At 66.3% G+C, this 11871-nt stretch carries 9 protein-coding genes and 1 pseudogene; 6 read left to right on the top strand and 4 right to left on the bottom strand.

Going from position 1 to position 11871, the window contains the following annotated elements; all coding sequences use genetic code 11:
• The first annotated feature begins 41 nt into the window (after window positions 1-41).
• The 3 genes from ACSKB9_RS31920 to mdlC all read left to right on the top strand — a co-directional run bounded on the left by ACSKB9_RS31920 (window position 42) and on the right by mdlC (window position 3210).
• Window positions 42-425 carry a tautomerase family protein gene (locus ACSKB9_RS31920; protein ID WP_438078078.1) on the top strand — a complete coding sequence of 128 codons (384 nt, stop codon included), beginning with the start codon at window positions 42-44 and terminating at the stop codon, window positions 423-425.
• Between the two features lie 128 nt (window positions 426-553).
• A complete protein-coding gene (blaBJP, locus tag ACSKB9_RS31915; protein ID WP_438078076.1) occupies window positions 554-1441 on the top strand; it encodes a BJP family subclass B3 metallo-beta-lactamase in 888 nt (295 codons plus the stop codon).
• A 140-nt stretch (window positions 1442-1581) separates the two neighbouring features.
• Entirely contained in the window at window positions 1582-3210 is a 1629-nt protein-coding gene (gene mdlC, locus ACSKB9_RS31910; RefSeq protein ID WP_438078074.1) for a benzoylformate decarboxylase, read from the top strand.
• 124 nt (window positions 3211-3334) lie between these two features.
• On the opposite strand, the gene ACSKB9_RS31905 is transcribed toward mdlC, so the two are convergent.
• Entirely contained in the window at window positions 3335-4879 is a 1545-nt protein-coding gene (locus tag ACSKB9_RS31905; protein ID WP_438078072.1) for a 4-hydroxyphenylacetate 3-hydroxylase family protein, read from the bottom strand.
• Between the two features lie 91 nt (window positions 4880-4970).
• Between ACSKB9_RS31905 and ACSKB9_RS31900 the strand changes: the two genes are divergently transcribed.
• The gene (locus tag ACSKB9_RS31900; RefSeq protein ID WP_438078070.1) at window positions 4971-5585 is read left to right on the top strand and encodes a TetR family transcriptional regulator; all 615 of its coding nucleotides are present in this window, start codon (window positions 4971-4973) and stop codon (window positions 5583-5585) included.
• A 114-nt stretch (window positions 5586-5699) separates the two neighbouring features.
• Here ACSKB9_RS31900 and ACSKB9_RS31895 read toward each other — a convergent pair whose 3' ends face one another.
• Together ACSKB9_RS31895 and trhA are read right to left on the bottom strand one after the other, a co-directional pair.
• Complete coding sequence (locus tag ACSKB9_RS31895; protein WP_438078068.1) at window positions 5700-6494, bottom strand: SDR family oxidoreductase; 795 nt, start codon at window positions 6492-6494, stop codon at window positions 5700-5702.
• A gap of 226 nt (window positions 6495-6720) precedes the next feature.
• Window positions 6721-7416, bottom strand: a complete 696-nt coding sequence (trhA, locus tag ACSKB9_RS31890) for a PAQR family membrane homeostasis protein TrhA (RefSeq protein WP_438078066.1) — start codon at window positions 7414-7416, stop codon at window positions 6721-6723.
• 192 nt (window positions 7417-7608) lie between these two features.
• Between trhA and ACSKB9_RS31885 the strand changes: the two are divergent.
• Together ACSKB9_RS31885 and ACSKB9_RS31880 are read left to right on the top strand one after the other, a co-directional pair.
• A pseudogene (locus ACSKB9_RS31885) lies at window positions 7609-9073 on the top strand (YcjX family protein).
• Complete coding sequence (locus ACSKB9_RS31880; protein WP_316395305.1) at window positions 9070-10101, top strand: YcjF family protein; 1032 nt, start codon at window positions 9070-9072, stop codon at window positions 10099-10101. The pseudogene ACSKB9_RS31885 and the gene ACSKB9_RS31880 overlap by 4 nt, the downstream one beginning before the upstream one ends.
• A gap of 114 nt (window positions 10102-10215) precedes the next feature.
• On the opposite strand, the gene ACSKB9_RS31875 is transcribed toward ACSKB9_RS31880, so the two are convergent.
• Window positions 10216-11757, bottom strand: a complete 1542-nt coding sequence (locus ACSKB9_RS31875) for a glycosyltransferase family 39 protein (RefSeq protein ID WP_438080493.1) — start codon at window positions 11755-11757, stop codon at window positions 10216-10218.
• Window positions 11758-11871 lie beyond the last annotated feature (114 nt).

The raw sequence follows: 11871 nt of genomic DNA, 5'->3' as shown, positions 1-11871 counted from the left end.
GATCACGCGGGGCCGAGCCCCGCACAACACAGGAGACCACCATGCCATTCGTTCGCATCGACCTGGAGCGCGGCAAGTCCGCCGAATATCGCAAGACGCTGGGCGAGATCGTCTACAAGGCGATGCGCGAGGTGATCAACGTGCCCGAGAATGACAAGTTTCAGGTCATCACCGAGCACGACCGTGGCGACCTGAACTACGCCGACAACTATCTCGGCAACACCTACAGCGACGACCTCATCTTCATCCAGATCACCATGAATGCCGGGCGTACCGTCGAGATGAAGAAGGCGTTCTACAAGCGGATCGTGGACGACTATCAGAGCCAGCTGCAAGGACGGCCGGACGATGTTGTCATCAACCTGGTCGAGGTCGCCAAGGAGAGCTGGTCGTTCGGCCACGGCATCGCCCAATACGCGAGCTGAACGCAGAACAGGAATGCGCCGGACGGACGGCCGCTTGCCCGGCGGCTTGCCGTCCGCAGCTTGCGGCCGGCGTCGCCAGCACGCATAGTGCCGCCCGTGCACGAACAACAACAGAGAGGGAGGCAACCATGAGGACGATCGCAGCCGCGCTGTGCGCGCTCACGCTGATCGCAACCGGTGCGCAGGCACAGACGCTCAAGGACTTCATGGCTGTTGTCATGAAGAAATGGACCGCGCCGTTCGAGCCGTTCCAGCTCATCGACAATATCTACTACGTGGGCACTGACGGGATCGCGGTCTACGTCATCAGGACGTCGCAAGGGCTGATCCTGATGGACACGGCGATGCAGCAGTCGACCGGCATGATCAAGGACAACATCGCCAAGCTCGGCTTCAAGGAGGGCGACATCAAGATCATCCTCAACACCCACGCCCATCTCGACCACACCGGCGGCTTTGCCGAGATCAAGAAGGAGACCGGCGCGCAACTGATCGCCGGCGAGCGCGACAAGCCCCTGCTCGAGGGCGGCTATTATCCGGGCGACGAGAACAACGCCGATCTTGCCTTTACGCCGGTGAAGGTCGACCGCACCGTCAAGGAAGGCGACAAGGTGACGCTCGGCGACACTACGCTGACCGCGCACACCACTCCCGGCCATTCGCCCGGCTGCACCAGCTGGGAGATCACGGTCGAGGACGGCAGCCAGGTGCGCAACGTGCTGTTCTTCTGTAGCGGAACGGTGGCGCTGGACCGGCTGGTCGGCCGTCCGACCTATTCCGGCATCGTCGACGACTATCGCTCGACCTTCACCAAGGTCAAGGCGATGAAGGTCGACGTGTTGCTCGGGCCGCATCCCGAGGTCTACGGCATGCAGGCCAAGCGGGCGCAGATGAAGGACGGCGCGCCGAACCCGTTCGTCAAGCCAGGCGAAAATGCCACCTACGTGGCCGGGCTGGAGCAGGATTTCGACAAGCAGCTCGCCAAGCAGACCGCCGCGCTGCAGAAGGCCAACTAGCCGCAATTGCAGCCGTTGCCGCGGCAACTATGGGCCCAGCGGCTTGACATCGTCAGGCAATCCATCGACAGGTGGATTGCCTTTCCGCTTTTGCCGCCCGCAATGACGGAACGTAACAAGACAGAAATGGGAGCCGCCCGATGTCCTCGCGCAAACCCGCCGCCAGCAAAGGCAAGACCGTCACCGTCAAGGATGCCACATTCGGCCTGCTTCGCGCATGGGGCATCAAGAAGGTGTTCGGCAATCCCGGCTCGACCGAGCTGCCGTTCCTGAGCGACTGGCCCGACGACATCGACTACGTGCTCGGCCTGCAGGAGGCATCCGTCGTCGGCATGGCCGACGGCTACGCGCTGGCGACGCGCAATGCCGGTTTCGTCAATCTGCATTCGGCGGCCGGCGTCGGCAACGCGCTCGGCAACATCTACAACGCCTATCGCAACCAGACCCCGCTGGTGATCACCGCGGGCCAGCAGGCACGCTCGATCATGCCGCTGCAGGCCTTCCTCTATGCCGAGCGGGCCTCCGAATTCCCACGGCCTTACGTGAAATTCGCGGTCGAGCCGGCGCGCGCCGAGGACGTGCCTGCCGCGATCGCGCGCGCCTATTATGTCGCGATGCAGCCGCCCTGCGGGCCGACCTTCGTCTCGGTGCCGATCGACGACTGGGCGCATGCGACGCAGCCGCTCGACGCGCGCCAGGTCAGCCGCGAGATCGGCCCCGACCTGTCGGCGATGCAGGCGCTGGCGGCCGCGCTCGGCGAGGCCAAGCGCCCTGCCCTCGTCGTCGGCCCGGCCGTCGATCGTGCCGAGGCAGTCGATCTCATGGTTGACGTCGCCGAGAAATCGAAAGCCGCGGTCTGGGCCAGCCCGTTCTCGGCGCGCTGCTCGTTCCCCGAACGGCATCCGCAGTTTGCCGGCTTCCTGCATGCCGCGCCGGGCCAGCTCTCCGATGCGCTGCGCGATCACGATCTCGTCGTCGTGGTCGGCGCGCCGGTCTTCACCTTCCATGTCGAGGGCCATGCCGCGATCTTCGACGGTTCGACCACGATCTTCCAGATCACCGACGATCCGGACGCCGCCGCGATGACGCCGACCGGCCACAGCATCGTCGCGACCATGAAGCCGGCGCTGACGGCGCTGCTCGAGATGCTGCTTGAGACGAAACGCACCGCGCCGGCTGGCCGTGTCCTGCCGCCGGCTCCGGCCGCCGGCGACCCGATCCCTGCCGAATACGCGCTGCATGCGCTCTCGGCCGCGATGGGGCCGCATGATGCGCTGGTCGAGGAAATACCGTCGCATCGCCCGCTGATGCAGAAGGCGATGCCGATGCACGGCCAGGACAGCTTCTACACCATGGCGAGCGGCGGCCTCGGCTACAGCCTGCCGGCAGCGGTCGGCATGGCGCTCGGTCGACGTCAGGGACGCACGGTTTGCCTGATCGGCGACGGCTCGGCGATGTATTCGATCCAGGCGCTGTGGACATCGGCGCAGCGCAAGCTGCCGCTGACGGTCGTCGTGCTGAACAATTCCGGCTACGGCGCGATGCGCTCGTTCAGCCAGGTGATGCAGGTGCGCAACGTGCCGGGCCTCGATCTGCCCGGCATCGATTTCGTCAAGCTCGCCGAAGGCATGGGCTGCGACGCCGTGCGGGTGACGAAATCAGCCGAGCTTCGGGGCGCCTACCAGCGCGCCCTGTCGCACCAAGGCACCAGCCTGATCGAGGTGATGGTCGATTCCGCGGTGCCGCTGCTTTACACGCAGAAGAGCTGAGCGGCAATCTCGCCACGTCATTGCGAGCGAAGCGAAGCAATCCATCTTTCGGCAAGTGGAGATATGGATTGCTTCGTCGCTGCCGCTCCTCGCAATGACGGCTGGACATGTATTCGCAACCTTATTACGAGGGCATTGGATCGCCGAGCATGGGCGCCGCTGACGGCGTCGGCACCTCGCAGCCGGTTGTGCAGCAGCGTCCGGGCTGCTTCGACACCCGTTGTCCCTGGTCGACGAGGTCGCGGCCGAGCAAATTCTCGACCAGCTCGGCCTTCTCCATCACCGGATAGTTGCGCCAGATCTCGCGCTTCATCGCCTCCGGCGAGCCGCCGCCGTGCAACGAGATCACTGAATACCAGCCGGCTTCGTGCGAGACGGTGAGGTCCTCGATCAGCCGCGCCACCTCGGCGCGCTGCTCGGCCGGGATATCGGGACGTCCGCCCATGACAGCGGCAAGCGAGGCGCGCGTTTCCGGATTGTGATCCTCGTCGGGCCCCGGCAGCGCGACGATCAGCCCGCCGGAGACGTAATGCGCGACGCGGTGCATGTCGTAGATCTTGGTCGCCAGCAGCAGCTTGCCGACGTTGGAGAACACCGCATCCGGCATCACCGAGCCCGCCGGATCCTTCGTGCAGTAGACCGAGGAGGCGACGCCGCAGGCGTAGAAGCTTTCGGTGATGGTGATCAGCTCGACCATTGCCTCGCGGATATGCGCATGCTTCTCGGCATCGAGCCCGTTCGCCTCGATCATCAGCACGCCGGCGCCGATCAAGAGATCGCCGAAGCCGGCACGGGCGCCGATGCAGGAATGCCGGTGATGCGTGGCGTAGGACGTGGTGAGGAAGCCGCCCTCCTCGGTCTCGCCGGCGAGGAACACGCGGTCATGCGGCACGAACACGTCGTCGAACATCACGACGCCGACCGACTGGCCGTATTTCGCCGAGAATTTCGCCGCGGCATCGCCAGGCCGGCCGGCCGGGCGCGCGACGATGGTGACGCCGGGCGCATCGACCGGCACGGCGCAACAGACCGCAAAATCCTTGTCGGCAGGCACATGGGTGCGGCACGGCATGACAAGGAATTCGTGCATGTAAGGCGCGCCGGTCACGATCGCCTTGGTGCCGCGGATCACGATGCCGTCGGGCCGGCGTTCCTTGATGTGGACGTAGACGTCCGCATTGGCCTGCAAGCCGGGACGCTTGGAGCGGTCGCCCTTCGCATCGGTCATGGCGATGCCGAGCGTCAGATCCTGGTCCTGCACCTCGTGCAGATAGTTGAGGAAGCGCTGGCTGTAATCGGTGCCGTGGCGATCGTCGGTCAGCCTGGTCGCCTGGTAGAGACCGTTCAGCGCATCATGGGTCAGGTAGCGCTGCGCGCAGCCCGACGTCCTGCACACCAGCCGCACCGCCTCGAGCTTGTCGAGCAGGTCCTGCGAGCTCCGATTGATGTGGAGCATGCGGTTGACGGTCTTGCCCGAGGTACCCTGCCGCGCCGTCATGATCGGCACGTGCTCGGGCTGCAGCGCGAAATCATAGGTCACGCCGACGCCGGCAACGCCGGGCGCCAGCAACGGCTCGTCCGCGACGCTCGCAACGGCCGCGCCGTTGACGAACACACGCGGCTTGTAGCGGCGCAGGGATTCCCGGTAGTCCGCAGCCGTCATCAGCATGGCGCTTCTCCCTTGCTCATTTATTCTAACACTGTTAAATTATCTAACGCTGTTAGAATTGAGTTAAGAACGGATTCGCCGGGCCATGCAGATGCGCGAGAGCAGGAAGGAAGCGGTCAGCCGCCACAAGCGGGAGCTGATCCTCGACGCGGCGCGCAGCGTGTTTGCGGAGGAAGGCCTCGAAGGCGCGAGCCTGCGGGCGATCGCGACGCGGGCCGGCTACACGCCGGCGGCGCTGTATTTCCATTTCGATTCCAAGGAGGCGATCTACGCCGAGGTGCTGCGGCAATCGCTGGCCTCGCTCGGCGAGGCCGTCAGTGCGGCGGTCGCGACAACGCGCGGCGCCAGGCAGAAGCTGCACGCCGCAGGCATGGGCTTCTTCCGCTATTACGCGGAGAACCCGCGCGACCTCGATCTCGGCTTCTACCTGTTCCGCGGCGGCATGAAGCCGGCCGGGCTCGGCCATGACCGCGATCACGCGCTGAACGCCGCGCTGGAGGCGGCGCTGCATCCGATCGCGGAAGCCGCTGAAGCGCTCGGCGCCTCCAGGCCGAAGGCGAACACGGTGATGGTGGACTGCTTCGCGCATGCGACCGGCCTCCTGCTGCTATTGCACACCGGCCGCATCAGGATGTTCGGCGCCTCGGCGCCCGATCTGATGGATGCCTATCTGCGCGACAAGATCGTGCAGATCGCAAAGGAGTGAGGCCGCCTCAGTTGCGCGGCCGATATCGTAGCTCGGATGAAGCGCAGCGAAATCCGGGATTCACGCGCGCACGTTCGACCCGGATTGCGTTTCGCACCATCCGGGCTACAGGTCTCACTTCCCGTGCGCTTCCCGCATCTTGGCCTGGATCTTGGCCATGCCGCCGATCCAGCGATCGTAATTCTCGGTCTTCTTGCGCATGTAGCCGAGCACCTGCGGGTGCGGCAGGATCAGGAAGGTCTCCTGCTCGATGCCCTTGAGTGCATCCTGCGCGACCTGCTCCGCGGAAAGATCGCCGTCGCCGGACTGCGGGCCCTTCGGGATCGAGCGCAGCATGTTGGTGTCGACGCCCTGCGGGCAGAGGATCGAGACCTTGATGTTGTCGGCGCGGTGCGAGATCGCGAGGTTTTCCGCAAAGCCGACCGCGGCGTGCTTGGTGGTCGAATAGGCCGGGCTGCCGACCTGCGACAAGAGGCCCGCGGCCGAGATCGTGTTGAGGAAATAGCCGCCGCCGCGCGTCTTCATGCGCGGCACCAGATGCCGCGCGGCATAGACATGCGCCATCACATGGATCGCCCAGCTCCGCGACCACGGCTCGTCCGAGGTGCCGCCGGCGTTCACCGACAGCGGATCGAAGCCGCCGCCGATGCCGGCATTGGAGCAGAACAGCGCGATCGGGCCGAACATATGCTCGGTCTCGTCGATCACATGCAGGATGTTCTTCTCCTGCCCGACGTCGCATTTGAAGGCGGCACCACCGACCGTGGCCGCGACCTTCTCGGCCGCGCCATGATCGAGGTCGACGACCACGACCTTCGATGCGCCCGCGGCATGGAACGCCTCGCACAGCGCCTTGCCGATGCCATTGCCACCGCCGGTGACCACCACAACCTTACCTGCCACCTGCATGGCCATCCTCCCGATATCTTTGCTCGTACGTTGTTGCCTTGCCCATGCTGCCCTGCGCCTTCCGTCATCCTGAGGAGCGCGACGCGCGTCTCGAAGGATGAACGGCCCGGCTGGTGGCCGTCGACCCTTCGAGACGCCGCTGCGCGGCTCCTCAGGGTGACGGTGTGAGGGCTGAATGCGCCTATCACGAAACATGATAGCCCATTCGCCGCAGATGGCGAGAACTTCAGCTCGCCAGCACGACGTCAAACACCGCCGTGTAGTGGCAGGCAGCCCCAAGCAGCACGAAGCAGTGCCAGATCGCGTTCTGGAAGCGCAGCCGCCGCCAGGAGTGGAAGATCACGCCCAGGCTGTAGAGGATGCCGCCGGCCAGCACGAAGCCGAGTGCCATCGCCGGCAGTGCCTTCACGACGCGGTCGTAGAGCATGATGCCGCTCCAGCCCATCGCAAGGTAGAGTCCGACCGAGAGCCGGTCGAAGCGGCCGGGATAGCGCAGCTTGAGCCAGATCCCGACGATCGCCACGCACCACACCCCGACCAGCAGCGCGATCGCGAAAGTGCTGTCCTTCAGTTCCACGATGAACGGCGTATAGGTCGCGGCGATCAGCAGATAGATCGCGGAATGGTCGAAGCGCCGCAGCACCCATTTGGCGCGCGACACCGGCCAGAGATTATAGGTCGCCGACAGCACCAGCATCGCGAGCAGGCCGGCGACATAGACCGACACCACGGCGATGTCGAACGGGCCGGCATAGACCGCGGTCAGCACGATCAGCGCGGTGGCGGCAATCAGCCCGAAAGCGACGCCGACGAGATGGACGACGCCGTCGGCGATCAGCTCGGCACGGTCGTAGTTCCACAGCGCGGCGCCGGCCGCGTGGATCGAGGTCGAGGCAAGTTGCTTCAGGCGGAAGACCGTCATGCAGGCTTTCCCGTGGGCCGATGGACGATGGGTAGCGCGGGTGGTCTGACGCGTTCAATTCCCCTGCCCCGACAACCCCTCGCCTGCAAAGGCGCCGGAAATGTGAAGCTTGATTTTGGCCCGATAATCGCCACCTTGCGGGTGATCGCCCGCCCCTTTTGGTCCCTCCTGCCGGGTTTTCGTTAACCCTCCATGCCCCCCAGCTTCACTGATATCGTCGAGGAAGCCCGTCTCTCGGCGCGGGCGCTGCTCGACTACGGCGAGGGGTTCTTCAACCCGACGGTGCGGCTCGGCGTCACCGGCCTGTCGCGCGCCGGCAAGACCGTGTTCATCACCGCGCTGGTGCACGGCCTGACCCGCGGCGGCCGCTTCCCGGTGTTCGAGGCCTATGCCTCGGGGCGGATCGCGCGCGCCTATCTCGCCCCGCAGCCCGACGATGCGGTGCCGCGCTTCGCCTATGAGAACCATGTCCGGACATTGGTCGAGGAGCGGCGCTGGCCGAACTCGACCACCGACATCTCCGAGCTTCGTCTCGTGATCGAGTATCAGCGGCAAAATGGCGCGGACCGCACGCTGACCCTCGATATCGTCGACTATCCCGGCGAGTGGCTGCTCGACCTGCCGCTGCTTAGCAAGAGCTACGAGCAATGGTCGGCGGAGAGCCTTGCGCTGTCGCGCGAGCCGCTGCGCGCAAAACTCGCGGCGCCCTGGCACGCCCATCTCGCGACGCTGAAGCCCGAGGCCAAAGAGGACGAGCAGGCCGCGCTCACCGAAGCACGCCTGTTCACCGACTATCTGCGCGCCTGCCGCGACGAGCGCTTCGCTATGAGCCTGTTGCCGCCCGGCCGCTTCCTGATGCCCGGCAATCTCGCCGACACGCCGGCACTCACCTTCGCGCCGCTCGACGTGCCCGCAGGCGGCAGCGCGGGTGACGGCTCGCTGTGGGCGATGATGCGGCGGCGCTTCGAGGCCTACAAGGACGTCGTGGTGCGGCCGTTCTTCCGCGACCATTTCGCGCGACTCGACCGCCAGATCGTGCTGGCCGATGCGCTCGCCGCATTCAATGCCGGCCCCGAGGCACTGCACGATCTCGAGGCCGCGCTCGCCGGCATCCTCGACTGCTTCCGGATCGGCCGCAGCACGATCCTGAGCGCGCTGTTCCGGCCGCGCATCGACCGCATCCTGTTCGCGGCAACCAAGGCTGACCATCTGCACCACCAGAGCCACGACCGGCTGGAGGCCGTGCTGCGGCGGATCGTGGCCAAGGCCGCCGAGCGCGCCGAATATGCCGGCGCCGACATCGACGTCGTCGCGCTCGCCGCGGTGCGCGCCACGCGCGAGGCGCAGGTCCAGCGCGGGCGCGAACCGGCTGCCGTCGATCCTCGGCACGCCGGCGCCGGGCGAGGTCGCCAATGGCGAGCGGCTCGACGGCGAGACGGAAGTTGCGACCTTTCCGGGCGACCTGCCCGATAATCCGGAGGAGCTGTTCAACGGCGATTTCCGCGGCCTCTCAAGCTCGGACACAGATGCCGTAGACTACCGCTTCCTGCGCTTCCGTCCGCCAAAGCTGGAACGAAACGGCGATGCAGAGCCGGTGCTGCCTCACATCCGCCTTGACCGCGCCCTCCAGTTCCTGATCGGAGACAAACTGCAATGAACGAGAAGACGCCCCCGCGGCGGCCGGCGACGTTCAAGCTCGACGATCCCGGCGTGGTCGTGATGGATCCGGACGACGGCAGCCGCCTCACCCGCGGCACGATCCAGATCGTGCCCGAGGCCGAGCCCGCGCAGCTCCCGGTCCCGGTCGATACGCCGCTGGTGCCGGCGCGCCGCGGCTTCCGCTGGGGCACACTGTTCTGGAGCGCGGTCGCGGGCCTCGTGGTGCTCGGCACCGGGCTTGGCGTCCTCAACCTGGTCGAGGACCTGTTCGCACGCAATGAAGGCCTCGGCGTCCTCGGGCTGGGACTCGCCGTCATCGCCGCGGTTGCGCTCGCCGTCGTGACCACGCGCGAGCTCGTCGGCCTGGCAAGGCTTGCGACGATCGAGAAGCTGCATCTGCGCGCCGCCGAGGTGCTGATCAGCGACGACCGAGCCGCGAGCCGCGCGATCGTTGCCGACCTGCTCAAGCTCGCGCACCAGACCCCGCAGCTCGCTCGCGCCCGCAGCGAGCTGCAGAGCCACACCGACGACATCATCGACGGCGCCGACATGATCCGCCTCGCCGAGCGCGAGCTGATGACACCGCTCGATGAGGAAGCGCGACGGCTCGTATCGACCGCCGCGCAGCGCGTCTCGGTCGTCACCGCGGTCAGCCCGCGCGCGCTGTTCGACGTGCTGTTCGTGTTCGTGGCGAGCTTGCGGATGATCCGGCAGCTGGCGCGGCTCTATGGCGGCCGGCCCGGCGCGCTCGGCATGATCCGCCTGCTGCGCCACGTCATCGCGCATCTCGCGATCACCGGCGGCATGGCGGCCAGCGACAGCCTGATCCAGCAGATGCTCGGTCACGGCATCGCTGCAAAACTGTCACAACGCCTCGGCGAAGGCATGCTCAACGGCCTGTTGACCGCCCGGCTCGGCCTCGCCGCGATCGACGTCACCCGCCCGCTTCCCTTCAACGCCCTGCCGCGCCCGGCGCTGACCGATCTGGCAAAAGACCTGATCCGCAAGCGCGAGGAAGAGGAATGAGGTGCTTGCCTCGCCCCGCTTGCGGGGAGAGGCCGGAATTTTTCGCGAAGCGCAAATTTCGGGTGAGGGGAGTCTTCGCGAGACCAACTCTCGCCGTCCCCGTGGAGACTCCCCTCATCCCGACCTTCGCAGAGCGAGCTCTGATCGTCTCGTCCCCGCAAGCGGGGAGAAGGAGGAGGCCAGCACGCGCCAGCGGAAGAAGGTGGTGTCCGGCGGCGGCGACAGATCGGGGGTCCAGCCGCTGATCTTCTCCAGCGCATAGGTGTCCATCACCATGCCGCGCCAGCTGCGCGTCACGCGCTCCAGCGGCTGGCGCACCGCTGATGTCTCGCTCCACAGCGGCAGATTGTTCTCGGGCTCGCGCCCGACATAAATGCCGGCGTGATCCCGGATCTTGCTCATGCCGGGATCGGCAAAGCCCTGGAAGCGGCCGCGCTCGTTGATTTCGATGACCGTCGCCTTCCCGCGCAGCAACCAGCGCAGCATCGCATAGGTGCGATAATCCGTTGTCGCGACCCAGGTCGCGCCGGTCGCCTCAACCTGCGCCAGCGTGCGCGCGGCCACCACATCGTAGCCCGCCTCGGTACCGATCGGATCGGTGCGCCCGATCAGATTCCACGGCGCGAACATGTAGTAGAGGAAGACGCAGACGACGAACGCGATGCCGGTGGTAATCGCGGTCCGCGCCCAATACACCGTCGATTTGACGAGCCCGACCGACCAGCCCTCGAACGGCATCCGCGTGACGTTGATCGCGACCGCCGCAAATCCGGCTGGCCACAAAAACATCGGCCAGGTGTCGCCGACCCGCAGCGTCAAGGACTTCCAGAGGAAGTAGATGAACGGCACCAAGACCGCGGTCGCCTGCAGGATCGCAACCGGCTCGCGCTTGCGATAGCCGCGCCATGCCGTCAGCGCGGTGCCGAACAGCGTCACCGGCAGCAGCGCGAAGCCGACCAGGCCGAACTGCATGCCGACGAACTCGCCGACGGTGCGCAGCGTGAAGGCGCGCTCGGCGGTGGCGCGCACCGCCTGGAAGCGGAACGAGGCCCAGTCGTGCTCGGCATTCCAGATCAGCACCGGCGAGAACACGACGATCGCGATCAGCGCGGCGAGATACGGATACGGGCTGCGCAGCCAGCGCCAGCGCCAATCCGGCACCAGCGCAAAGGCGAGCACCGCCGGCGCGAACATGATCGCGGTGAATTTCGACAGCAGCGCCAGCCCGGCAAACAGCCCCGCGGCGAGCCACCAGCGCCCGTCACCGCTTTGCGCAAGCCGCACCAGCGACCACAGCATCGCCACCGAAAACGGGATCAGCGCCGTATCCGGCGCGACCTTTGCCATCAAGAGGCCGCAATACAGCGCCGCCTCCGGCAGCAGCAACGCCAGCATCACGGCGCGGACGTTGTTGGCCGTCACGCGGCGGACGATGTCGGCGAGCAGGAGCTGGGTGGCCAGCATCGCGACGATGCCGCCGAGGCGGACGCCGAGATTGGTGTCGCCGAGGATCGCGGTGCCGAAGCGGATGAACCAGGCGACCATCGGGGGATGGTCGAGGAACGACAGCACGTTTTCCTTCGACCAGGTCCAGTAATAGGCCTCGTCGGTGCGCAGATCGAGCGCATGGGCGTAGACCAGCCGCATCGCGGTCATGGCAACGATCACGGCGATGACGCCCCGCCAGTCCGGCGCGCGCGAACGGGCCGGCTTAACGCTGTTGTTATCGGCTCCAGGTTCGGCTTTAGGTTCGGCTTGGGCTATTGTCAC

Source organism: Bradyrhizobium sp. BR 1433 (genome assembly GCF_051547665.1).
In the GTDB taxonomy this organism is placed as follows: domain Bacteria; phylum Pseudomonadota; class Alphaproteobacteria; order Rhizobiales; family Xanthobacteraceae; genus Bradyrhizobium; species Bradyrhizobium australafricanum.
This window is presented reverse-complemented; position numbering and strand designations above follow the sequence as displayed.

Bases quoted from the DNA above. Each gene is read 5' to 3' on its own strand.
- ACSKB9_RS31875 (WP_438080493.1), bottom strand. From the start codon at position 11,757: ATGACCGCGATGCGGCTGGTCTACGCCCATGCGCTCGATCTGCGCACC.
- mdlC (WP_438078074.1), top strand. From the start codon at position 1,582: ATGTCCTCGCGCAAACCCGCCGCCAGCAAAGGCAAGACCGTCACCGTC.
- ACSKB9_RS31920 (WP_438078078.1), top strand. From the start codon at position 42: ATGCCATTCGTTCGCATCGACCTGGAGCGCGGCAAGTCCGCCGAATAT.
- trhA (WP_438078066.1), bottom strand. From the start codon at position 7,416: ATGACGGTCTTCCGCCTGAAGCAACTTGCCTCGACCTCGATCCACGCG.
- ACSKB9_RS31880 (WP_316395305.1), top strand. From the start codon at position 9,070: ATGAACGAGAAGACGCCCCCGCGGCGGCCGGCGACGTTCAAGCTCGAC.
- ACSKB9_RS31900 (WP_438078070.1), top strand. From the start codon at position 4,971: ATGCGCGAGAGCAGGAAGGAAGCGGTCAGCCGCCACAAGCGGGAGCTG.
- ACSKB9_RS31905 (WP_438078072.1), bottom strand. From the start codon at position 4,879: ATGCTGATGACGGCTGCGGACTACCGGGAATCCCTGCGCCGCTACAAG.
- blaBJP (WP_438078076.1), top strand. From the start codon at position 554: ATGAGGACGATCGCAGCCGCGCTGTGCGCGCTCACGCTGATCGCAACC.
- ACSKB9_RS31895 (WP_438078068.1), bottom strand. From the start codon at position 6,494: ATGCAGGTGGCAGGTAAGGTTGTGGTGGTCACCGGCGGTGGCAATGGC.